The 23,543-nt window shown below is 66.5% G+C and carries 17 protein-coding genes and 2 tRNA genes; 13 read left to right on the top strand and 6 right to left on the bottom strand.

Annotated elements, in window-relative coordinates; all coding sequences use genetic code 11:
* Positions 1-69: 69 nt before the first annotated feature.
* Entirely contained in the window at positions 70-2,049 is a 1,980-nt protein-coding gene (locus tag AC1DIM_RS00225; protein WP_477708491.1) for an FAD/NAD(P)-binding protein, read from the bottom strand.
* 73 nt (positions 2,050-2,122) lie between these two features.
* Between AC1DIM_RS00225 and AC1DIM_RS00230 the strand changes: the two genes are divergently transcribed.
* From AC1DIM_RS00230 to AC1DIM_RS00240, 3 genes are all read left to right on the top strand, one after another.
* Positions 2,123-4,417, top strand: a complete 2,295-nt coding sequence (locus tag AC1DIM_RS00230) for a prolyl oligopeptidase family serine peptidase (protein ID WP_477708492.1) — start codon at positions 2,123-2,125, stop codon at positions 4,415-4,417.
* A 172-nt stretch (positions 4,418-4,589) separates the two neighbouring features.
* Positions 4,590-4,677 (top strand) — tRNA-Ser (locus tag AC1DIM_RS00235).
* A gap of 165 nt (positions 4,678-4,842) precedes the next feature.
* The gene (locus tag AC1DIM_RS00240; RefSeq protein WP_477708493.1) at positions 4,843-6,294 is read left to right on the top strand and encodes an MFS transporter; all 1,452 of its coding nucleotides are present in this window, start codon (positions 4,843-4,845) and stop codon (positions 6,292-6,294) included.
* A 31-nt stretch (positions 6,295-6,325) separates the two neighbouring features.
* On the opposite strand, the gene AC1DIM_RS00245 is transcribed toward AC1DIM_RS00240, so the two are convergent.
* Complete coding sequence (locus AC1DIM_RS00245) at positions 6,326-8,506, bottom strand: RecQ family ATP-dependent DNA helicase (RefSeq protein ID WP_477708494.1); 2,181 nt, start codon at positions 8,504-8,506, stop codon at positions 6,326-6,328.
* A 161-nt stretch (positions 8,507-8,667) separates the two neighbouring features.
* Here AC1DIM_RS00245 and AC1DIM_RS00250 point away from each other — a divergent pair, with 161 nt between their 5' ends.
* From AC1DIM_RS00250 to AC1DIM_RS00265, 4 genes are all read left to right on the top strand, one after another.
* Positions 8,668-10,086 (top strand): phosphomannomutase/phosphoglucomutase, encoded by a 1,419-nt coding sequence (locus AC1DIM_RS00250; RefSeq protein ID WP_477708495.1) that lies wholly within the window; start codon positions 8,668-8,670, stop codon positions 10,084-10,086.
* Positions 10,073-10,591, top strand: coding sequence for a hypothetical protein (locus AC1DIM_RS00255; protein WP_477708496.1), 519 nt, complete (start codon positions 10,073-10,075; stop codon positions 10,589-10,591). The genes AC1DIM_RS00250 and AC1DIM_RS00255 overlap by 14 nt, the downstream gene beginning before the upstream one ends.
* 15 nt (positions 10,592-10,606) lie before the next feature.
* Entirely contained in the window at positions 10,607-11,080 is a 474-nt protein-coding gene (locus AC1DIM_RS00260) for an RrF2 family transcriptional regulator (protein ID WP_477708497.1), read from the top strand.
* Positions 11,081-11,255: 175 nt separating this feature from the next.
* Positions 11,256-12,416 (top strand): globin domain-containing protein, encoded by a 1,161-nt coding sequence (locus tag AC1DIM_RS00265; protein WP_477708498.1) that lies wholly within the window; start codon positions 11,256-11,258, stop codon positions 12,414-12,416.
* Positions 12,417-12,567: 151 nt separating this feature from the next.
* On the opposite strand, the gene AC1DIM_RS00270 is transcribed toward AC1DIM_RS00265, so the two are convergent.
* Positions 12,568-14,403 carry a phosphoenolpyruvate carboxykinase (GTP) gene (locus AC1DIM_RS00270; RefSeq protein WP_477708735.1) on the bottom strand — a complete coding sequence of 612 codons (1,836 nt, stop codon included), beginning with the start codon at positions 14,401-14,403 and terminating at the stop codon, positions 12,568-12,570.
* A 275-nt stretch (positions 14,404-14,678) separates the two neighbouring features.
* On the opposite strand from AC1DIM_RS00270, the gene AC1DIM_RS00275 reads away from it, so the two are divergent.
* The 5 genes from AC1DIM_RS00275 (at position 14,679) to AC1DIM_RS00295 (ending at position 19,932) form a co-directional block, all read left to right on the top strand.
* Positions 14,679-14,752: transfer RNA gene (locus AC1DIM_RS00275), tRNA-Arg, on the top strand.
* A 217-nt stretch (positions 14,753-14,969) separates the two neighbouring features.
* Positions 14,970-16,439, top strand: a complete 1,470-nt coding sequence (locus tag AC1DIM_RS00280) for a dihydrolipoyl dehydrogenase family protein (protein WP_477708499.1) — start codon at positions 14,970-14,972, stop codon at positions 16,437-16,439.
* A 66-nt stretch (positions 16,440-16,505) separates the two neighbouring features.
* Positions 16,506-17,252, top strand: a complete 747-nt coding sequence (locus tag AC1DIM_RS00285; RefSeq protein WP_477708500.1) for an ABC transporter ATP-binding protein — start codon at positions 16,506-16,508, stop codon at positions 17,250-17,252.
* Complete coding sequence (locus AC1DIM_RS00290) at positions 17,249-19,285, top strand: YhgE/Pip family protein (protein ID WP_477708501.1); 2,037 nt, start codon at positions 17,249-17,251, stop codon at positions 19,283-19,285. The genes AC1DIM_RS00285 and AC1DIM_RS00290 overlap by 4 nt, the downstream gene beginning before the upstream one ends.
* Positions 19,282-19,932: a TetR/AcrR family transcriptional regulator gene (locus AC1DIM_RS00295; RefSeq protein WP_477708502.1), complete on the top strand. Its 651-nt coding sequence runs from the start codon at positions 19,282-19,284 to the stop codon at positions 19,930-19,932. The genes AC1DIM_RS00290 and AC1DIM_RS00295 overlap by 4 nt, the downstream gene beginning before the upstream one ends.
* Positions 19,933-20,458: 526 nt before the next feature.
* On the opposite strand, the gene AC1DIM_RS00300 is transcribed toward AC1DIM_RS00295, so the two are convergent.
* The 3 genes from AC1DIM_RS00300 to AC1DIM_RS00310 all read right to left on the bottom strand — a co-directional run bounded on the left by AC1DIM_RS00300 (position 20,459) and on the right by AC1DIM_RS00310 (position 23,142).
* Positions 20,459-21,484 carry an EamA family transporter gene (locus AC1DIM_RS00300; protein WP_477708503.1) on the bottom strand — a complete coding sequence of 342 codons (1,026 nt, stop codon included), beginning with the start codon at positions 21,482-21,484 and terminating at the stop codon, positions 20,459-20,461.
* A 27-nt stretch (positions 21,485-21,511) separates the two neighbouring features.
* Complete coding sequence (locus AC1DIM_RS00305; RefSeq protein WP_477708504.1) at positions 21,512-22,039, bottom strand: SixA phosphatase family protein; 528 nt, start codon at positions 22,037-22,039, stop codon at positions 21,512-21,514.
* Between the two features lie 236 nt (positions 22,040-22,275).
* Positions 22,276-23,142: a winged helix-turn-helix domain-containing protein gene (locus AC1DIM_RS00310; RefSeq protein WP_477708505.1), complete on the bottom strand. Its 867-nt coding sequence runs from the start codon at positions 23,140-23,142 to the stop codon at positions 22,276-22,278.
* 103 nt (positions 23,143-23,245) lie between these two features.
* On the opposite strand from AC1DIM_RS00310, the gene AC1DIM_RS00315 reads away from it, so the two are divergent.
* Positions 23,246-23,488: a hypothetical protein gene (locus AC1DIM_RS00315; RefSeq protein ID WP_477708506.1), complete on the top strand. Its 243-nt coding sequence runs from the start codon at positions 23,246-23,248 to the stop codon at positions 23,486-23,488.
* The last annotated feature ends 55 nt before the right edge of the window (positions 23,489-23,543 follow it).

Consider the following 23,543-nt stretch of genomic DNA (forward strand, 5'->3'; position numbering starts at 1 on the left):
CATTCCGGGGAGGAATTCGGGCGTAATGTGACCCCGCTTTGGTTTAAGGTTTCCGCGTTGTTTTAAGTTCTACCCGTCCAGGATGGCCTGCGCGATTTCATCGGCATCGCGGAGGGTCCGCTGCCCGCTGGCATAGGCGGGTCCGCCGGGCTGCGCCGCTTCTGCGGCAATGGCCGTGCCCCACTGGGCGGCGGAAAGCTGCAGGCCCAGGACGTACAGCCCGTCAGTTACGGATCCGTTGGCCGCAACGGGACGGTAGGGATGCGGCCTGACGTCCAGGCCGGTCGCCGCCACGGGCGCACCCTCCGCCGTCATCATCAGCCGGGGACGCACCATGCCGTCGTCGAGGAGCTGCTGCAGGAGCGGTGAGTCGTTGGCAGCAACCCGGTTTGCGGGCGCCAGCGCCTCGACCATCGTTGTGGCCGCTACCGGCGGACCGCCCACCCACGGCGAGACGGCGGTGAACCGGCCTGCCCGGCGGTCCACGCTGAACCGGGGGTCGGGGCCCACAAAGCTGACCACTCCCGCGCGCGCCAGCGCGGCCAGCTGCCCGGCACGCAGGGCAGGCGGCCCGCTGGCCAGGCCCTCGACGAACGACTCAAACCAGCCCCGAAGGCCGGCGACCCAGGACTCGTCGGTGATGCCGCCGTCGGCCACTGCCGTCTTCAGCACCGCACGCCCGCGGTGCAGCGCCCCAATGGCCATCTTGACCGGGTCCTGCTCACCGAGCGCGGAGCGGCGGGCGTCATCCAGGAGGTAATCGACGACGGCGGCGTCCAGTTCCGCGCGGGATGCGAACGAACGGCCTGCCAGGGGGGAGGCAAGGCCCAGCAGGTCCAGCCGGTGCCGCGGCCCGACGTGGACGGCCAGCACGCTTTCCACGGCGTCTTCCCAGTTGGTTGAGCTGTGGGCGTGCGGGCGCATGGCCTCATCCAGGGCAGCCAGGAACGCCGGCCCGTCCGGGACGGCGCCGGGCTGCGAGCGCACCAGGGTGGAGTAATAGGCCCAGAGGGTGTCGCGGTGCAGGAGCGGCCACAGGTCGTGGTCGAATCCCGGCCGGATTCCGGCGGCCGTGAACCGCTCCAGCGCAGCCGCCGTGAGGTACCGCAACGTGACGGACGACGGATAGTAGCCGTCCAAGGCAGCCTTGGCGCGGTAGGGGGTACCCCTGCGGGAGGCGGCAACGATGAGGGGTTCCTGGCCCGAGGGCTGGTACTCAAGCCGTGCGCCGGCGTCGATGAACTTACCGCCCCTGCCTTCGGTGAGCTGGCCCATGGCGTCGAAGAAGTTCAGGCCCATGCCGCGGACCAGGACGGGTTCACCGGCCGGGATCGCGGACCAGTCAACATCGGCGGGCACGGCCGGCGGGAAGTAGCGCAGGCCCAGCTGCCCGGCGGACGACTGGAGTTCGCGCTGCTCCGGGTTGAGCCTTGAAGGGATATGCCCGAGGGCGAGGACCACGGAGTCGACGGTGAGCGAACCGCCGCCGGCGAGTCCGACGTCGAACGGGCCACTGCCCGCCGGTCCGGCGTCTGCCGTGACCCCGCCCGCCGGTCCCTTCGCGTTCGCTGCGGGGCGCACCGACACGGCCGCCGTTTCGTGGAAGCCGATGCTGACGCCGTCGGGCAGCCTTTCGAGGAGATCCTCCACGGTGCAGCGAAGGTAGCGGCCGTACAGTGCGCGGCTCGGAAAGTCACGGGAGCCGAGGGTGGCCAGCTCCGCCAGCTCGTCCGGCGTCAGGGCGGGCGACGGATCCTTCTGCTGGCGCACACGCCAGCGGTCGAACGTGGTGCCGGCCAGGGGCGCGGCGAGCCCGGGTTCCTCGGGAATCACGGTCGGGTAGAAGGACTGGGTGTTCATGAGGTACAGCCGGGACTGTCCGGGCTGCCAGACGTGCCCCGGGCCTGCCGGGTAGGGGTCGATGACGTCGATGTGGACCGACATGGAGTCTGCCCTGGTGGCAACGTGGGCGAGCAGGCGCTCCAGAACGCTGGTACCCCGGGGACCTGCGCCGATGATGGCTACCCGGATGCTCGTCGATTTACCCACGGCATCCAGAGTATCCGCCTGAGCCCGGGGCCCTTGACTTGATTGCTGGGCGAAGGGTTGTTTGGATGGGCGCATGACCACCACTGCAGCTGATCAAGCGCCCGGTTCATCGTCCGCTTCCAACCCCGGACACCCCGGGACTGACTCCCCGGCGGTTGCCCCGGAGCCGCCTGATGAGAACGTCTGGCTGGAGGAAATCTACGGCGAGGAGCCACTGGCCTGGGTCCGGGAGCAGAATGCCCGCACGGAGGACCTCCTGGAGGATGCTGACTACGCGGCCTTGGAGGGAAGCATCCTCGAAGTGCTGGACTCCACGGACCGGATCGCCATGGTGGGCAAGCGGGGCGACTGGTACTACAACTTCTGGAAGGACCAGGCGAACCCGAAGGGGCTGTGGCGCCGCACCACGTGGGAGAGCTATCTGACCGACTCCCCCGAGTGGGATGTCCTGCTGGATGTGGACGCGCTGGCCACCGCGGAAGAGGTGGAGTGGGTGTTCCACGGGGCAACGTTCCTGCGCCCGGCTGACGGGGAAACGTACCGTCAGGCGCTGGTGGCGCTGTCCCCCGACGGCGGCGACGCCAACCGCTACCGCGAGTTCGACGTCGACACCCGCACCTTCGTGGACCCGGCTGCCGGCGGTTTTGACCTCCCGACGGCGAAGGGCAACGTCTCGTGGCTGGACGCGGACACGCTGCTGGTCGCCTCCACCGCCGAGGGGCTGCCCCGAACGGCGTCCTCCTACGCCCGGACGGGCGTCACGCTGCGGCGCGGCGAAACCCTCGGCACTGCGCCGCGCCTCTTTGAGGTACCCGAAGACCACATGATGGCCGTGGTGGCGCACGATTCCACGCCCGGGTTCGAGCGCACCTTCGCCGTGGACTACGTCGACTTCTACAACCGCAGCACGTTTGTCCGGTCCGGCGACGCGTGGATCCGGATCGATGCCCCGACCGACGTGAACCTCAGCGCCCACCGCGATTGGCTCCTGTTCAGGCCGCAGCAGGACTGGGCCCTCGACGGTGCGACTTACCCCGCCGGTTCCCTGCTGGCGGCCCGGTTCGATGACTACCTCGCAGGGTCGCGGGACCTGTTGGTGCTCTTTACGCCCGACGCGCACACGTCGCTGCAGTCCTGGAGCTGGACGCGCAATTTCCTGCTGCTGAACCTCCTGCGCGACGTCTCGTCCGAAATCCGGGTGCTGGATCCTGCCGCGCCGGCCGGTTCCACGTCCGGCGCCTGGGCTTCCTCGCTGCTGGACGCCTGTCCGCCTCTGCACGACGTCAACGCCTACGCGGTGGACGATGAAGATGAAAGCCCGGCCGACGGCGGTGCGGGCGACGACTTTTGGCTGGTCGCGACCGGCTTCACCACCCCCAGCACGCTGATGCGCGGAACGCTGGAGCGGGCTGCTTCCGGGAGCGGCAGCGAGGCGGGCGCCGGTGTGGTGGGCGCCGATGTGGTGAGCGCCGGCGTGGCGAGCCGGCACGCGGAAGTGAAAGCGTCGCCGTCGTTCTTTGATGACGCCAGCTACGAAGTGCAGCAGCACTTCGCCGTGTCCGCGGACGGCACGCGCGTGCCCTACTTCCAGGTGGCCGCCCGCGGACTGGTGCTGGATGGCCAGAATCCCACGCAGCTCTCCGGCTACGGCGGCTTCGAAGTCTCCCGCACCCCGGCCTACAGCGGGACCGTGGGCAGGGCGTGGCTGGAGCGGCGGACCAACGCAACCGGCTCCTCAGGCGAGATGCAGCACTCCCGCGGCGGTGTCTACGTTGTGGCCAACATCCGCGGCGGCGGCGAATACGGACCGGGCTGGCACCGGGCCGCCTTGAAGGAAAACCGGCACCGGGCCTTCGAGGACTTCGCGGCCGTAGCCCGCCACCTCGTTTCCCGCGGCGTTACCTCCCGGGAGCGGCTTGGCTGTGTGGGTGGGTCCAACGGCGGGCTGCTGGTGGGCAACATGCTCACGAGTTACCCCGAACTGTTCGGGGCCGTTTCCTGTGGCGTTCCGCTGTTGGACATGCGGCGCTACACCAAGCTCTCCGCCGGGCACTCGTGGATCGCCGAATACGGTGACCCGGACGTGCCGTCGGAATGGGAGTACATCAGGACATTTTCGCCGTACCACTTGCTCAAGGACGGCGTGGAGTACCCCGAAACGTTCATCTGGACTGCCACGTCCGACGATAGGGTAGGCCCCGTCCAGGCCCGGAAGATGGCCGCCCGCATGGAAGCCATGGGCATCCGGAACGTCTGGTTCCACGAGGCGCTGGAGGGCGGCCACGCCGGGGCGTCGGATAACCGGCAGGCCGCCGCGCTCCAGGCCCGGAGCCAGCACTTCCTGTGGCGTGCCCTGGCCGGCGGCTGATGTCCGGGGTGTCGGTGCGCCGGCCAGTCCCTGCCCCTTCACGGCACACAGCAACGCGGGGTCACATTCCGCCCAATAACCAGCCTTTCACTGGCGTGGAGTGACCCCGCGTTGGTCGTTTTGCGCTCGGTGGCCGGTTCTGCGTATCCTTGGTGGGCTAGGAATAGCAATTGGAGACGTGCCAGAGCGGCCGAATGGGCTTCACTGCTAATGAAGTGTGGGGCACAACTCCACCGGGGGTTCAAATCCCCCCGTCTCCGCGTTTGGCCCCGGTCCTTGACCGGGGCCTTTTGCGTACCGTGACTCGTGCGCCTTCGCCGCCTCTCCCCATGTAGGTAGCAGCACATGCTCTTATGAGCCGTCATCACGACATGTGCTGCTACCTACATGGGCGACGTGGGGGCCGGCAATGGCAGGATGGTGGGATGGCATTAAGCAGCACCCCAACCGCCGAGACCGGCACAAGCCCCGCGTGGAATCCCCGGCTGGCGCTGTTGGTTGCCGCCACGTTCTTTATGGAATTCCTCGACGGCACCATCCTCACCACTGCCATCCCCAACATCGCAAGCGACTTTGGGGTGCCAGCCGCGGACGTGAATATCACCATGACCGCTTACCTCATGACCGTGGCGATGGGGATTCCTTTGAGCGGTTGGCTAGCCGAACGGGTCGGTGCCCGGAAGGTCTTCTGCCTGGCGATCACCCTCTTCACCCTCGCGTCCCTGGCCTGCGCGCTGAGCCCGGACCTGACCGTCCTGACCATCAGCCGGATCGTGCAGGGCGCCGGTGGGGCCATGATGGTTCCGGTGGGCACGCTCCTGGTGCTTCGAGGCACACCCAAATCGGAACTGCTGCGGGCGACAGCCTTCCTGGTGTGGCCTGCACTGCTGGCTCCGGTGCTCGCTCCGCTCGTGGGCGGCGCCCTGACCACCTATCTGTCCTGGCACTGGATCTTCCTCATCAACCTGCCGCTGGGGGCAGCCGCCTTCATCACCGCGCTGAAGATTGTGCCAGCCGTTTCCGGCGATCCACACCGCAGACTGGACTGGCTGGGGCTGGTCCTGACCACCGCGGGAGTGGGAGCCCTGGTGGTTGGCTTGGAGCTGGCAACGGCACATCCCGACGGGCCGTGGGCCACCATCTCCGCTGTGGCCGGGCTGGCTGCCCTCGCGTGCGCGGTGTTGTGGATGCGACGAGCCAAACACCCGCTCTTTGATCTGTCGGTATTTCGTACCCGGACTTTTCGGGCGATGGCCACCGGCGGGTTTGTTTACCGCCTGACCATCAGTTCCGTGCCTTTCCTGCTGCCGCTGATGTTCCAGACCGGCTTCGGCTGGTCCCCACTGCATGCCGGGATCATGGTGGCCGCTGTGTTCATCGGCAATATCGGCATCAAACCGGCCACCACGCCGCTGATTCGCCGCTTTGGTTTCCGGGCCATGCTGGTCCTGGGCTCCCTGGCGTCCGCCATGACTTTCGCACTGTGCGCCCTGCTCACCCCGGACACCCCACAGGCCCTGATCTTCGCCCTGCTGGTCTGCAGCGGCGCTTTCCGTTCCATCGGGTTCTCTGCGTACGCCTCGGTGCAGTATGCGGACATCGTGCCCGCCCAGCTCACGTCGGCAAACTCAGTGTCCGCGACGCTGGTTCAGCTGGCCGCCGGCTCGGGCATCGCCGTCGGCGCGCTGCTGATCCGTGTCTTTGACGGTGTGACGGTCTTTGAGGCGGATGCGGCCGGCCCGTTCCGTGGCGCGTTCCTGACCATGGCGGTCCTTATGCTCTTCAGCACCGCGGACAGCTTATCCCTGCACCGGCACGCCGGCGCAGAAGTCAGCCGTCCCGCGGGCGCAGAAGCCACCAGCCCCGCCGGCGGGTAAGTCAGCAGCCCGAAAATCAGCAGTCCCGCTGTCAGCCCGCCTGACCAAGCACTAGCGGGAGAACAGCCCCCGCCCCCGCCTGCCGCAGGGCACGTCCGGCCACGGTGACACTCCACCGGCTGTCCACCAGATCGTCGATCAGCATCACGCCCTGGCCACGCAATGACGCCATGGCCGCCTCCAGCTCGGGTCCCACCACCAGACGGTCCCAGACCCCTGCCAGCCGGTAGGCACTGTTGCCGCCCCGGCTTCCCGTAGGTCCGCCGTGGCCAAGGGACAGCTCGCCCAGGTACGGCATCCGGCCGATTTCCGAGATCCCCTGCGCCAGGGACCGGACCAGTTCGGGCTTACTCCGGGAGGGCATGCTGACAATCGCCGCCGGCCTGCCCGCACCGCTCCAGCCCGGGTTGCGGGCATCGCCCGTTGCCCATTCGCGCAGGACCTGGACACATGCCTGCAGCATGGCTGGATCCACCGGACGGTCCGTGGCCCCGGCTGCGAAAAGTTCCCGCAGCGCACCGCCCCACCCCAGGTCCGTGAGCCTCGCCAGGATGCGGCCGTTGGCCAGTCCTTCGTCCGCCTTGATCTTGCCCTTCACTGGCACGCCCAGGCGGTCCATGCCGCTGGGCCACTGCAGCCGCGCCTCCAGGACGCCTCCGGCCCGGCTCAGTGTCTGGCCCGCTGCTGCCGTGGCGTCCGCGGCGATATCCGCCGGGAACCAACGGCCCGCGCAGTTGTCGCACCGCCCGCAGGCGTGCGCCGTCTCGTCGTCAAGGACCGACGTGATGTACTCCATCCGGCACCCCGCGGTGTCCTGGTAGATCACCATGGAGTCCTGCTCATCCACCCGGGCCTCCGCGATCCGGCTGTAGCGCTCAGCGTCATAGACCCACGGCATGCCCGTGGAACGCCATCCGCCCCCGACGCGTTCCACCGCGCCATCCACGGCCAACACCTTCAGCAGCAACTCCAGAGGCGTGCGGCGGAGGTCAACCCTGGCCTCCAAAGCAACCGTGGAAACGGCGGTGCCAGCCTCGGCAAGAGCGGTCAGCACCGCCGTGGCCTTCTCCTCCGAGGGCATGGACGCCGTCGCGAAGTACTGCCAGATGTCGCGGTCTTCCGAGCCGGGCAGCAGGAGCACGTCGGCGTTCGCCGCGCCACGGCCTGCACGGCCCACCTGCTGGTAGTACGCCACCGGGGATGACGGCGCGCCAAGGTGAACCACAAAACCCAGGTCCGGCTTGTCGAAGCCCATGCCCAGCGCCGACGTGGCCACAAGCGCTTTGACCTGGTTGTCCTTGAGCAGCTGCTCGGCACGCTCCCGGTCCGCTGGATCGGTCCGGCCGGTGTACGCCTGCACTTCGTGCCCTGCTTCGGCGAGGAGCCGGGCGGTGTCCTCCGCGGCGGAAACGGTCAGTGTGTAGATGATCCCGCTGCCCGGCAGATCGCCGAGGTGGGTCAAAAGCCAGCCCAGGCGTTGACGCGAGTCCGGGAGGGCGAGGACGCCCAACCGCAGGGAATCCCGGCCCAGGGTGCCGCGGATGGTCAGGACGCCGGCCCCGAGCTGTTCCTCGATATCGTGGACCACGCGCGAGTTTGCCGTGGCAGTGGTGGCCAGGACAGGAACCGAGTCCGGCAGTTGCGTGATCAGGTCCGCGATCCGCCGGTAATCCGGCCGGAAGTCGTGGCCCCAGTCGGAGATGCAGTGGGCCTCGTCAATGACCAGCAGACCGGTGCGCCGGATCAGCTCCGGCAGCTGGTTCTCACGGAAGGACGGGTTGGTGAGCCTTTCCGGCGATACCAGCAGGACGTCCACTTCGTCCGCAGCAAGCTGTTCCCGCACCGTGTCCCATTCCAACTGGTTCGCCGAGTTGATGGCCACGGCACGCACACCGGCGCGGGCGGCGGCGGCCACCTGGTCCCGCATCAGGGCGAGCAACGGCGAGACGATCAGTGTTGGTCCTGCACCCCGGCGCCGGAGCAGCAGTGACGCCACGAAGTACACAGCCGATTTTCCCCAACCGGTGCGCTGAACCACCAAGGCCCGCCGGCCGCCGTCGACCAGTGCCTCAATCGCTTCAAACTGGCCGTCATGGAATGCTGCTTCCGGATGCCCCACGAGTTCCCGGAGGACCTCCAGCGCCTGGATCTTTGTGGTGGACGGCGAATCGGGGGAAGCGGAAAGAAGGGCGGCGTTCTGGGTATCGACCATTGATTCAGTATCCCAGCCCCCACCGACACCCGGATCCCTGGAGCTCCCTATGTGGACAACCCCACATGTCCGGACACAACGGTTTCGAGCCCCTCGGTCGTAAACAGGGCGCCCACTCCCCCTCAACAGGCACCTGTGCACTTCCACGTAAGATAAGACCCGTGACTAGCGAACAGACAAAGACTTTTGACCTCTCGGCATCCTTTAAGGCCTACGACGTCCGTGGCATCGTGGGCGATTCCATCACGGCCGAAATCGTCGAAGCCGTAGGTGCCGCGTTCGTCGACGTCCTGGAACTCGAAGGACAGACCGTCCTGGTGGGCGGCGACATGCGCCCCTCCTCCCCCGAATTCGCCAAGGCCTTTGCCGACGGCGCGGCCACCCGCGGCGCCAACGTTCAGCTCCTTGACCTCATCTCCACCGATGAGCTCTACTACGCTTGCGGCTCCCTCAACGCGGCCGGTGCCACGTTCACCGCCAGCCACAACCCCGCCGAGTACAACGGCATCAAGATGGCCAAGGCCGGCGCGCAGCCCATCTCCTCCGAATCGGGGCTCAAGGAGATCCAGGCCCTCGCTGAGGATTACCTGAACACCGGCCGCATCCCGGCCGCGGCCACGCGCGGCAAGATCGGCGTCCACGATGTCCTGAAGGGCTACTCGGAGTACCTCCGCGGGCTGGTGGACCTGTCCGGCTCCCGCCCGCTCAAGGTTGTGGTGGACGCGGGCAACGGCATGGCCGGCCTCACCACCCCCGCAGTCCTGGGCGACGCCCTCCTGCCAAAGCTGCCGTTCGAGATCATTCCCCTCTACTTCGAACTGGACGGTTCCTTCCCCAACCACCCGGCGAACCCCCTCGAGCCGGAGAACCTTCGCGACCTGCAGGCCGCCGTCATCAAACACGGCGCCGATATCGGCCTGGCGTTCGACGGCGACGCCGACCGTTGCTTCGTCATCGATGAAAAGGGCGAGCCAGTATCGCCGTCGGCCATCACGGGCATGGTGGCGCGCCGGGAAATCGCCCGCGCCCAGGGTCAGGGCGAGGCGACACCCACCATCATCCACAACCTACTCACCTCCCGTGCGGTGCCGGAATTGGTAGCGAACGACGGCGGGCGGGCCGTCCGCACCCGCGTTGGCCACTCCTTCATTAAGGCAGTCATGGCCGAGGAGGGTGCCGTCTTCGGCGGCGAGCACTCCGCACACTTCTACTTCCGTGACTTCTGGAACGCAGACACCGGAATGCTCGCAGCGATGCACGTCCTGGCAGCCCTCGGCGAGCAGGACGGCCCACTGTCAGAGCTTGGCCGTGAGTACGAGCCCTATGTCTCCTCCGGTGAGATCAACTCAGAAATCGAGGACAAAGCGGGAGCCGTTGACCGGGTCAAGGCAGATTTTGCCGCCGAGGACATCATCGTGGACACCATGGACGGAAGCACGTTCACGGCCAACGACGGAAGCTACTGGTTCAACCTGCGCCCGTCCAACACCGAGCCGTTCCTCCGGCTGAACGTGGAGGCCACGGACCGGCAACTGATGGAACGCGTGCGGGACCGCGTGCTGGCCAATGTCCGGCGCTAAGCCCCAGGCGCCCCAGGAGGCTGCCCACGAAGCCGCGGACGGGCAGGTGGCGCCGTCTTGGCGGGATTCCGTTCCGGAGGCCAGCGCCGCGGACCTGGAGAACCTGATGGGCACAGGACTTGGCGCTGCCCAGGAACAGCTCCAGCGCAACGGCGGCTTCCTTCCGTTCGCACTGGTGGTGGAGAACGACGGCGAGGTCCGGCTCATGGCCGTTACCCCGGCGGACACCGACGAAGGCTCGGACGGCGACTTCGACGCCGATGCAATGATCAGCGACCTCACTGAACTACTCCGCCAACACCGGTCTGACTTCCGTGCCGCCGCGGTGGTCTGCGACATCACGCTGGTCGAGGAGGATTCGGACGCCATCCACGTTGCCGCGGAGCACCGCGACGGTTCGATCTTCGCCGCCGTCCTCCCGTACGCTGCCAACCCGGACAGCGGCGAATTGGACTTTGGCCAGCTCGCCGCCGACACCAACGAGCCCGCCATCTGGGTGGACTAGACCGCGGCGATGGTCATGAAAATCACCGCCTTCGCCGACGTCAGCCTCCGGTCCCTGATGGTCCTGGCTGCTGCCCCCGAGGCCACGCTGCTCACCACGCAGAACATTGCCGATGCCGTGGCCACACCGTACAACCACGTCAGCAAGGCGATGGCCAAACTGCGGGGCCTTGGCCTGATCGACGTTGAACGGGGCAGGAGCGGCGGTTCCCGGCTCAGCCCGGCCGGCCGCCTGGTCACGGTGGGCCAGGTCCTGCGGGCACTGAACACCCGCACTGACGCCGCCGACTGCGTAGCCCCGGGCGGCAACTGCCCGCTGATCAATGAGTGCAAGCTCCGCGCTGCCATGGCCCGCGCCTCCGAGGCCTTCTACCGGGAACTGGACGCTGTAGTCGTCGCCGACCTGCCTGGATCCAGGCAGATGGCCCCCGTTTTCCAGATGATCGGCCTTCGCCCTGGCCTCAAGACCGAGGCCGTAGCGGCGCTGTAGCCCGGCACTGGCCTCGCTGCACGGACGCCTCCCTCCGGAGCAAACCGGCATATGACGCCCCGATTTGATTTCGCATTTCTACAGGGTGTAGAAATTGAGGTATCAATACAGGCATTTCAAATGCACGTATTATCCGACCGGACGAAGGCCCCGGTTACCTACCTCAGGAGTACACATGCTCTCGGACAAAGCCCGCCCCGTCATTGAGGCCACCCTGCCGCTGGTCGGTTCACGGATCGGCGCCATCACCCCCAAGTTCTATGCCCGCCTGTTCGCTGCCCACCCCGAACTGCTCGACGGCCTGTTCAGCCGCTCCAACCAGCGCTCGGGCGACCAGCAGCAGGCGCTCGCCGGAAGCATCGCCGCTTTCGCCACGCACCTGGTCAACAACCCCGGCACCCTGCCGGAGACCGTACTCTCCCGCATCGCGCACCGCCACGCCTCCCTCGGCATCACAGAGCCCCAGTACCAGGTGGTCTACGAGCACCTCTTCGCCGCCATTGCAGAGGACCTCGCGGAGGTCATCACGCCGGAAATCGCCGAGGCCTGGACCGAGGTGTACTGGCTGATGGCAGATGCCCTGATCAAGCTTGAAAAGGGACTCTACGCCGCGCAGGCTAACGGCAAGATGTGGGCTCCGTGGCGGGTAGCCGCCAAGACTGTGGCCGGCGCCGGCTCCATGACCTTCACGCTCGAGCCTGCGGATGACACCCCCATCACGCCAGCACTGCCGGGCCAGTATGTCAGCGTCAAAGTGGTCCTGCCGGACGGCCTTCGGCAGGTGCGGCAGTACTCACTCTCCGGCGAGGCCGGCACCAGCCGTAGCTTCACCACCAAGCTTGACGACGGCGGCGAGGTCTCCCCCGTGCTGCACAACAGCGTGGAGGTCGGCGACGTCCTGGACATCTCCAACCCCTACGGCGAGATCACCCTCAAAGAGGGCGACGGTCCGGTAGTCCTGGCCTCGGCCGGCATTGGCTGCACCCCCACCGCATCCATCCTGCGCTCCCTCGCAGAAGCGGGTTCGGAGCGCCAAGTCCTGGTGCTGCACGCGGAAAGTACCCTGGACAGCTGGGCGCTGCGCGGCCAGATGACGGACGACGTCGACCGCCTGGACGGTGCCGAGCTGCAGCTGTGGCTGGAGCAGCCGGTCGAGGGCACCAAGGAAGGCTTCATGTCCCTTCGCGAGGTCGATCTTCCGGCCGATGCGTCGCTGTACCTGTGCGGCCCGCTGCCGTTCATGAAAAATATCCGCAATGAGGCCATCAACGCGGGCATCCCGGCCACGTCCATCCACTACGAGGTCTTCGGCCCGGACATCTGGCTCGCCAGCTAAATCCATTGCTCCATAACGGCCCTTTTGACGCCTCATAAGGGCCGTTACGGAGCACTCGATGACGGACCCACACGTGGGGAACGACGGCGGCCCCGCACCTTATCGAAAAGGTGCGGGGCCGCCGTCGTGATGTCTGTTTGTCCCCAGCTGACTAGCTGTGGTCCGCCATGCGTTCCTTCAGGGCGTCGAGCTCGGCGCGCAAGGCCTCCGGCAGGGAGTCACCGAATTTCGCGTACCACTCTTCGATCGAGGCAAGCTCGGCATCCCACTCGTCGCGGTCGACGCGTACCGCGTCTTCCACATGGGCGTGGGTGAGGTCCAGGCCGGTAAGGTCCAGCGAGTGGGCCGCCGGGACGAAGCCGATGGGCGTTTCGACGGCGTCAGCCTTGCCTTCGAGCCGCTCGATGGCCCACTTGAGGACGCGGGCATTGTCGCCAAAGCCCGGCCACGCGAAACCGCCATCGGCCGTGCGGCGGAACCAGTTGACCAGGAAGATGTGCGGGAGCCGTTCCGGGTTGGCTTTGCCCGAGACGCTGATCCAGTGCTTCATGTAGTCGCCGGCGTCGTAGCCGATGAACGGCAGCATGGCCATCGGATCGCGGCGGAGGACGCCGACCTGGCCGGCAGCGGCAGCGGTGGTTTCCGAAGAGAGCGTGGAGCCCATGAAGATGCCGTTGGTCCAGCTGCGGGCCTGGGTGACCAGGGGAACCGTGGTCTTGCGGCGGCCGCCGAAGAGGATGGCCGAGAGCTCTACGCCTTCAGGGCTGTAGTACTCCTCAGCGAGCATGTCGATCTGCGAGATCGGCGTGCAGAAACGGGAGTTCGGGTGCGCGGCCGGCTTGTCCGAATCCGGAGTCCACGAGTTGCCCTGCCAGTCCGTCAGGTGCGCCGGGACCTCCTCGGTCATGCCTTCCCACCACACGCCGCCGTCATCCGTGAGGGCGACGTTGGTGAAGATGCTGTGGCCCTTGGCGATGGCGCGCATCGCGTTGGGGTTGGTCCCCCAGCCGGTGCCCGGAGCTACGCCGAACAGGCCCGCCTCCGGGTTGGTGGCGCGCAGCTCGCCTTCCTTGCCGATCCGCATCCAGGTGATGTCATCACCGAGGGTTTCGACTTCCCAGCCTTCGATGGTGGGGTCCAGCAGGGCGAGGTTGGTCTTGCCGCAGGCGGAGGGGAAGGCCGCGGAGATGTAGTAGTTCTTCTTCTCCGGCGAGGTGAGCTTGAGGATGAGCATGTGCTCGGCCAGCCAGCCTTCGTCGCGGGCCATCACGGACGCGATGCGCAGGGCGTAGCACTTCTTGCCCAGCAGCGCGTTTCCGCCGTATCCGGAGCCGAAGGACCAGATGGAGCGTTCCTCGGGGAAATGGACAATCCACTTGTCCGGGTTGCAGGGCCACGGCACGTCGGCCTGGCCGGCTTCGAGCGGCGCGCCCAGGGAGTGCAGGGCCGGCACAAAGAATGCGTTCGTCGAGGTGATCTTGTCCAGCACTTCGGTGCCGATGTTGGCCATGATGCGCATGGAGGCGACCACGTACGCGCTGTCGGTAATCTCCACACCGAACTTGGGATCCTCGGCGTCAAGGTGGCCCATCACGAACGGGATGACGTACATGGTGCGGCCGCGCATGGAGCCGGCGAAGAGTCCGCGCAACTTCTGCTTCATCTCGGCCGGAGCCATCCAGTTATTGGTGAAGCCGGCGTCGCGTTCCTTTTCGGAGCAGATGAACGTCTGCTCTTCAACCCGGGCTACGTCGGCCGGATCGGAGAATGCCGCGAAGGAGTTGGGGAAAGTCTCCGGGTTCAGCCGCGTCAGGGTGCCGGCTGCGACGAGTTCGTCGGTGAGACGAGTATTCTCCTCCTCGGATCCATCAACCCAGTAGATGCGGTCCGGCTGAGTAAGTTCTGCAACCTCATCTACCCATGCCAGCAGCGCGGCATGCGTGGTGGGTGCTTTTTCAAGCAACGGTTTCTGCGCCAGATCGCCCATTACGGTTCCCTTCCTCGGGTTCATCGGTGTGTCCTAAATGTTATTGGCCGCCCCGGGGTCACTGGCGATGTCAGTGGTGCACGTTTCTGCTCCTTTGGGATGGAAACCGCGCAAATTCAAGGAAAACCTGTCCAAATCGATGGAATTAAGTGACAAAGGTCACGTAGACCGGTCTAGTCGGCTATATTACACGGCTCTCGATTTGGCACGAGGGCCCAGCCTCGCGTAAAGTAATTCGAGGTTCGGGGAGCGAGATACTCCGCGAAACAGAATATGCGCCCATAGCTCAGCTGGATAGAGCGTCTGTCTACGGAACAGAAGGCCGGGGGTTCGAATCCCTCTGGGCGCACAGAATAAAGGTCCGCACCGGTTCGCCGGTGCGGACCTTTTGCTTTAAGCGCCGGGCTGCTTGAGGCGCCGGTCCGGAATGCGTCACGTTTGGTCACGACATCACTCTGGATCCCTGAAATTCCGGAGCCGCCGCTCCCCTGCCTGGTCAAAAGTTACGCACGTCGGCAGCCGACCCGTCCGGCCCCGCCGCCGGGAGCCGGGCGTAGGCTGGAGAAATGACGCCCCAAACCTTGGACCGGGAATTTGATGTCGTAATCATTGGCGCAGGCGCGGTGGGCGAAAACGTTGCCGACCGGGCAGTCCAGGGTGGACTCACGGTTGCCGTCATCGAGGCCGAACTGGTGGGCGGCGAATGTTCATACTGGGCCTGCATGCCGTCAAAGGCGCTGCTCCGCCCCGGCACGGCCCTTCACGGCGCGCAGACCGTACCCGGCGCCGAAGAAGCTGTCACACGCACGCTGGATGCTGCGGCGGTACTCAAGCGCCGCGACTATATGACCTCCAACTGGCAGGACGACGGCGCGGTGAAGTGGCTGGAAGGCGCCGGGATCGAACTCATCCGCGGCCACGGCCGGCTCACCGGGCCCCGGGCCGTGGAAGTAGCCGGGCTGGATGGCAACACCTACCGACTCAAGGCCCGTCACGCCGTCGTGCTGGCTACGGGGTCTGCCCCGAGCCGTCCGCCCATCAAAGGACTGGCTGATCTGCGGGTCTGGGGCACCCGGGAGGCCACGTCGGCAAAGGAAATCCCGGAACGGCTCGCCGTCCTCGGCGGCGGCGTGGCCGGCACCGAACTGGCCCAGGCGTTCGCCCGCCTGGGTGCTGACGTGACTTTGGTGGCCAGGAGCGGGCTTCTGGGCAGCTTCCCGTCCAAGGCCAGCAGCCTCGTGGCCGCGGGACTGCGGGCGGACGGCGTGGAGATTCGCCTCGGCACGTCCACGGAAAGCATCCACGAAAACGACGACGGCACCTTCACCCTGACGCTGCGTGACCGGACTGCCGGCGAACAAATCACCGTGACGGCGGACAAGGTCCTGGTCTCCACGGGCAGGCATCCCGCACTCGACGGCCTGGGCCTGGAAAGCGTGGGCTTCGAGGCCCAGGACGGGCAGCCGCTCCGGCTCGCCACCGACTCCACTGGCCTAGTCCAGGGCTTGGCGGGAAAGGAACACTGGCTCTATGCGGTGGGTGATGCGGCGGGCAAGAACTACTTCACACACCAGGGCAAGTACGAGGCCCGCGCCACCGGCGATGCGATTGCCGCCCGCGCCAAGGGCGAACTGGAAGGCGCTCCGGCAGCCTGGAGCCGCTATGCCCAGACGGCCAACCAGCACGCAGTGCCCAGCGTGGTGTTCACCGATCCGGAGCTGGCCGCCGTGGGCCGCACGGTGGAGCAGGCAAGGAAGGACGGCTACAACGCCTCGTCCGTGGAGCTGCCCATCGAGGTATCGGGGTCATCGCTGCACTCCGAGCACTACGCGGGCTGGGCGCAGCTGGTGGTCGACGAGGATCGCAGGGTCATTCTGGGCGCCACTTTCGCCGGACCGGACGTGGGCGAACTGCTCCATGCCGCCACGATTGCCGTAGTGGGCGAGGTCCCGCTGGACCGGCTATGGCATGCGGTGCCGTCATTTCCGACCATCAGCGAGGTGTGGCTGCGGTTGCTGGAGAAGTACGGCCTGTAGCTTATTTGAACTGACCGGTCAGTTCAGTTACGATGGGTGCAGACATAAACCGTCGGAAGGTCCCCCTTGCTCTTTGTCCAGCACCTCCATGTGAAGGGCCGGCGCGACGATCTGCTTCCGCCCACCTCCCTGCGCGCCACGCCGGGCGAGCTGCTCCTGGTGGCAGCGGATCGGCAGGACCAGCGGACCGCACTCGCCCTGACCATCAGCGGCCGCATGAAGCCCAGCAGCGGCCAGATCACGTGGGCCGGCAACTCGCGTACCAAGACCCTTCGGCTCGCCAGCGCACTGGTCGACTCCCCCGGAGTGAACGAACCGGAGCAGCACCTCAGCGTGCGCGACCTGGTGACCGAGGACCTCGCAATGGTCCCCCGGCGCTACCGCGGCGCACTCCTCAGCAAACCCTGGCTCAAGGTCAACAGGTTTGAGGACATCGCGGATCTTTGGACCGAACAGCTGCCCGCCGGCAAACGGATGGAGCTGCTGACGGCCTTGGCGCTGGCCAACCCGCACACTGATCTCCTGGTGGTGGATTCCCCGGACAGGCACAGTGCCAGCGCTGCGGACTGGCTGCCGCGGCTTGAAGCGCTGGCGTACGACGCCGGCCGGCCACTCGCCGTCGTCGCTACCGTCACCGCCCTCCCGGACTCGTGGACGGGACCGGTCGCCGTGATCGGCAACGCGGCCCAGCGGCCGGACGAAACCCCCGCCGCCCCGGAACCTGCCCCGACCCACCCTGCACCGATCAACGAACCTGCCCCGGCTGACGACGAAACAGAAGCCTTCCTACGCGAAACCGAGGACGCCAAGTGACCGTGCTGCGGCTGGCCCGTTCCGAACTCAAGCGGATGACCGGCGGGTTACTGCCGAAGCTGACCATCCTTGCCCTGATCATGGTGCCGCTCCTGTACGGCGCCGTATACTTGTACGCCAACTGGAACCCTTACGGGAACCTAAACCAGATCGACGCCGCCCTGGTGGTGGAAGACGGCGGAGCGACGTCGGGCGACGGCAGCGAGCTCCAGGCTGGCAGGAAGGTGGCTGACGGGCTGATAGACGGCCACATCTTCAACTGGCAGCCGGTCTCCACGGCGGCAGAGGCCGATGAGGGCGTCAGCAGCGGCAAGTACGCGTTTGCGCTGAAGATCCCCAAGGACTTCTCCACCAACCTGGTCTCACCGGGCAGCTTCGATTCAGCCAGCCAGGCGATGCTGAACGTCACCACCAACGATGCCAACAACTACCTGCTGAGCACCATCGTGGACAAGCTGACCACCTCGGTTCACAGCACCGTTGCCAAGGAGGTGGGCGAAGAGACCGCAAACCAGCTCCTCACGGGCTTCGGCACCATCCACGCACAGATGCTCAAGGCCGGAGACGGGGCCGGACAGCTGGCGGACGGCGTCGCCACCCTCCGCGACGGGGCCACCACACTGCACGCAGGTACTACCGAACTCAGCACGGGAGCCGCGGGGCTCTACAACGGACAACTGAAACTGCGGGACGGCGCCAACCAGCTGACCGACGGCGCCGGACAGCTCAGCAGCGGCCTCACCCTTCTCAAGGACAAGACCGCCACTCTTCCTACGGACACCCAGACCCTGGCCAACGGGGCGGCTCAGGTGGCTGCGGGCAACGCGCAGCTGAACACCAAGGTCCAGAACGTTGTCACCCAACTGGATGCCGCGGACCGGGGGCTGCGGGCACGGGCGATCGAATCGAACACCCGCCTCGTCGCCGCCGGAGTGATCACGCAGGAGCAGGCGAACAGCATCCTGGCCGATTTCGACTCCGCAGCCGCCTCCAGCCCGGTGGCCGCCGCGAAGACCACCCTCCAGGCCGATGCCACCCAGATCCAGCAACTGGCGGACGGCGCCACTGCTGTGAGTGTGGGCGCCGCCCAGCTCGCCTCGGCCACGCCGGCCTTGAAAGACGCCGTGGCACACGCTTCAGGCGGCGCCGACCAGCTCCATACCGGCGCGGCCACACTGGCCACCGGCCAACAGGCCGCGCTCGACGGAGCCGGCCGCCTGGCAGAGGGGGCGAAGACTGTCGACGCCGGTGCGGGGCAGCTTGAGGCCGGCGCCGTTACGGCCGCTGACGGGTCGCGGACGCTCGCGACCGAAATTGCCCGCGGTGCCGGGCAGGTGCCCAACCCCGACGATGCGCAGAAGGACAGCCTGTCGCAGGTGATCGCCGATCCGGTTGCAGTCAGCAACGTTTCCCAGGCCAAAGCAGGCTCTTACGGCGCGGGGCTGGCACCCTTCTTCCTCACCCTCGCGCTGTGGATCGGCATCTTTATGCTGATCCAGGCCATGCGCCCCATCACCCAGCGGGCCCTGGCGTCGAACGCCCCCGCCTGGAAAATCGCCGTCGGCGGCTGGCTCCCGTTCCTGGCCGTATCGGCAGTCCAAGCCACGCTCCTGACCTTGGTGGTGGACCTGGCGCTGGGCCTGAACCCGGCGCATCCGGTCCTGATGTGGCTGTTCATGCTGGCGGCGGCGATGGCGTTCAGTGCCATCATCCAGGGTGTGGTGGCTTTGCTGGGGTCGCCCGGCAAACTGGTGGTGCTGATCCTGCTGGTGCTGCAGCTCGTATCATCGGGCGGAACGTTTCCGTGGCAGACCACCCCGCAGCCGCTGCACGTGGTGCATGAGGTCCTCCCCATGGGCTACGTGGTGACCGGCATGCGGCACCTCATCTATGGCGCGGACCTGTCCATGATTGTGCCCACTGTCGTGGGGCTGCTCGGCTACACGTTGCTGGGCGCCGCGATGTCCACCTTCGCCGTCCGGAAGCACAAGTACTGGACGCTCAAGACGCTCAAGCCCGAGATTGCCGTATGAGCACCGCGCTGCCGGACCATGGTGCGGCTGAGAAGAAACTCCGCCCGGCCCGGACCAACGCCACCCGGCAAAAGCTGTTCGACGCCTCCATGGAGCTGATTGGCGAGCGCGGTGCTGCCGGCGTGACCGTGGACGAGATCGCTGCCGCGGCGGGCGTTTCCAAAGGCACTGTCTATTACAACTTCGGCAGCAAGTCCGATTTGATCGCGCAGTTGCTGCGGCATGGCGTGGACATCCTGAAGGCGCGCCTGCTCAGCGCGGCCGGTGATCCCGGTGCTGGCGGTGCCCCCGCAGTTGATCCCCTGCTGGCCATGGAGGCAATGATCGGGCAGGCCATGGACTTCATGGCCGACTACCCGTCCTTCGCGAGGCTATGGGTCAGCGAAAACTGGCGCACTCCCAGCGTGTGGCGGGATACCTTTGCCGTGCTCAGGACCGAACTCCTGGCCGTGATCGGCGACGCCATCGAGTCCGTCGCGGCCGCCCATCCCGTGGACGGGACCATCTCGCGCGGCAGCCTGGAGACGGCAATCTTCGGTGCCTGCTTTGTTGTGGGCCTGGACCGGGTGACCTATAACCCGGAGCGCAGCCGTGACCAAAGCGTTGCAGCAATCATGGCAATCATGCGCGGCTACGTGCTGAAGTAACTCCACCCTCGGGGATGATTGATCCCATGCGCCACATGGGTATCAGCGGAAAGTTCGCCTTGATCGCGGCCGTCGCCGCCCTGGGCATGCTGGTGCTTACTGCCATCACGCTTGAGGAAGCCGTGGCGGTCACGTTTTTGGGGCTCCTGGCCGTGGCGTACGTTGCCGCGGTGGCCGAAGTCCTGCTGCGCCGCCGCCATATTGCCCTGGTGGCCACCGGGGTGGCCAGCAGTCTGACCATCGCTTTCTCGCTGGCTTTCCTCAGCACGTGGGAGCTTGCCTTCGTGGGTCAGTCGACCATCATTGGCACGCCCCTTCCCACCAACGATCCCGACAATTACTTCTTCTGGGCCGCCGCCTCAGCCGTCGCCACGGTATTGGTTCTGTTTCTGGGCGTGGCCTGGCCTTCAAGGAGCGGGCACGGCGCCGGGACACGGCCGGCGGCCCGGGGCACGTCGTCCGGGCGCAAGCCCGCAACCCGGAACACCGTTAGCCGCACCGCTACCCGCAGCACCGGCGCAACCGCTCAGCGCGCCTCCGGCTCCCGCGCGCCGTCCCGGCTTCCGGCGGCGGCAGCCAAGCGGCCGTCGTCGTCCGCATCTCCGGCGCGCAAGCCGGCACCCAAAGCCGCGCCGCTACCGGCGCCCAAGTCCGGCGCCAAAACCACGTCCCGGCGCTGACGCCTGCCTCCTCCGGTGAGTACCGCCGTCGCCACCCCGCCCAGCAGCAGTGCTCCGCCGGCCAGTTCGGCCAGCGCCGGCACCTCCGCCAGCACCAGCCAGGCCGCGCTCATCCCCACCACGGGGACCAGGAGCGTGAAGGGAACTACGGCCGACGACGGGTAGCGGGCAAGCAGCCGGTTCCAGATTCCGTACCCCACCAACGACCCGAAAATAGCCGTGTACAGCGCACTGGCGATGGTGACCGGCTGCAAGTGGGCCAGCGTGCCGAGCACGGCGTCGGGCCCATCCACCAGGAACGAAAGTCCGGCGAGGGGCAAAGGAACCACAGCCCCGGACCAGACCACCAGGCCCAGCCCTGAGGCTGCCTTGGCCTGGCGTGCGATGACGTTCCCGGCGGCCCAGGACAGCGCCGCGCCCAGCACTATGATCAGCGGCAGCAGGGGCGCCACCGCACTGCGGCCCACGGCCACCACGGCCAGCCCGGCAACGCCAAGAATCACGCCGAACAGCTGGCTGCGGCTGGGCCGCTCCCCCAGGAACCCGGCCGCCAGGAGAACTGTCAGCAGCACCTGCGCCTGCAGCACCAGCGAGGCAAGGCCGGCCGGCATGCCAAGGGCCATGGCCAAATACAGGAGGCCAAACTGGCCGGCACTCATAAAGAGCCCGACGCCGATGATCGCCTTCCAGCTCACATCCGGCTTCCTGATGAAGAAGATCAAGGGGAAGACCACCAGGACGAACCGCATGGCCACGAACAGGAGCGGCGGCACCTCACCGGCGTCGGTATGCAAGCCCATGTCGATGGCCACGAAGTTCAGGCCCCAGAGGACGGCGACCAGCAGGGCAAGGAGGGAGTGTCGGAGGTTCACCGTTCAACTCTGCCAGACTGCAGCGGGTCAGTGGGCGCGGGGCACCTTGAATTTGGTGAGCCGGGCATCCTGGCCGTCGAGTTCGGCCCAGGACTTTTCAGTTTCCAGCACTGTCAGGGCGCTGGTGGGGTAACGCGTGGCTGCGTCCATGTAGGCGTCGTGGTTCGAGTCCCGGGATGCCAGATGCATGGCGAGGTCCTGGACGCCGGGCATGTGCGAGATGAGCATCAGGGTGGTGACTGTGTCCGGCACATGGTTGACCACGGCGAGCATGCGCAGCGCAGAGGCGGCATACAGGCCGTCCTCAAGTTTCGGCGTCGGCGCCTTATCCCCCAGCTCGGCGCACACCCACGTGCACGTCTGCCGGGTGCGCAGCGCGCTGGAACACAGGATGAAGTCGGGAAGGATCTGGTGCTTGACCAGCCATTTGCCGGCCAGCGGCGCCTCCCGGTGCCCGCGCTCCTCCAGCGGCCGCTCATGATCGGCAACCCCGCCGGGCCAGTCAGCCTTGGCATGGCGCATGATCACCAAGCGTTTGATGTGGTGGTCACTCATGTCCCCAAGCCTAACGCTCAAAAACACCAGCCGCGGAGGCCCACCCAGCCGCGGAGGTACATGCTCGGAAAGCCCGAGACTGAACGCCAAAAGGCGGCACATCCCGAAAGCGCCGTTGTTGGGGCCCACGCCGCCCGGGTCCCCTGGCCGAGCTTGCGAGGTTAGGGAGGCGGTGGGGCGGTACGAGCGCAGGCGCAGAGGGATCGTGCCGCCTTTTGGCGGTGCTGAAGCTAAGGCTAGATCGAGTATTCCGGAGCGGCCCAGACCACTACTTCGGGGTGCTCGTAAAACCGGTAGCCCTGGCCCCGGACGGTGCGCACGGTGTTGGCCAGGCGGCCGAGCTTTGAACGGAGGCGGCGGATGTGGACATCGATGGTGCGCTCGTTGGGGACTTCCTCGGCGTTGCGCCACAGGCCTTCGAGCAGTTCATCGCGGCCAACGGTGCGGGTGCCGTTTTCGACGAGGTAGTTGAGGAGTTCGAATTCCTTGAAGGTCAGGTTCAGGGATTCGCCGTCGAGGTGGACTTCGCGGCGGGCCAGGTCGATGAGGACGCCGGACGGCCTAGGCTCCGCGGCCTGCTGCAGCCGTGCGGTTTCGGTGCGCTTCTGTGCATTGACTGTCGGGTCACCGAAGGTGGAACGGACGACGTCGAGCGCGGAACCGGGCGTGCTGGCCGGTGCCATGGCCACGGCAGCATAGCTTTCGGCACCGGTCACGAGGGACTGTGCGTAGGCGCGGATTTCCTGGGCAAGCTTGGCGATGGAGGTTCCGGCAGCCGCCGCTGTCTCCTCGTCGATGCCCATGTAGAGGACGAATCCCCGGGCGAGGTTGTCGTTCGCGACGGGCCGGGGCGCGTTGTTCCCTGCTACCACCGGCGTCGGTGCGGTGAGCGGCGCAGCTTCAGTGGGCTGCACGGCACGGAGCTGGCCGTAGGAGTTGGGGTTGTAGCCCTGGGGAACGTACCCGGGAGCGGGGAAACTGGTTCCGGAGGCGGCCGGGGCGAACGCCTGACGGGTACCAAAACCTTGACGTAGCCCCGAAGCCTGGTTGGGCTTACCTGCGTTACGGACTGAGATGTGGACGTATCCGGATGCAACTGACATGAATGCTTTACCTCAATGTGAATGGCCGTCATTGCGGCTCGAATGCTGGGGTTGCCCGCAATGAATATCTGGGAGGGCGCCCGACTCTGGACTGGGGAGGCGAATGCCTAAGAACTTCGTGGGGTTTGAAGGTCAGGCGTGCATTCGACAACAGCGCATGTCGGCAGCAGCTGATGTGCTGGGCCAATATTCTGCAGCTGCAGTTGCTGTTGAGTTCTTGTTCACAATTGAAAGTGTGCAACGTAACAATGAAAACTTGCAAGTAACAAAGGGGCCATTCGTCCGCATGTTGAGACAAAGAGACGAGAATGTGCGTCGCATCACAATTCGGCGGGTCGGCATCTAGGCTGTATTAATTCTCTCCTGTCGACCCCTTACTCGCTTGTTGAAGAATATTATTC

The sequence above is a fragment of the Pseudarthrobacter sp. 01T43 genome (assembly GCF_056398665.1).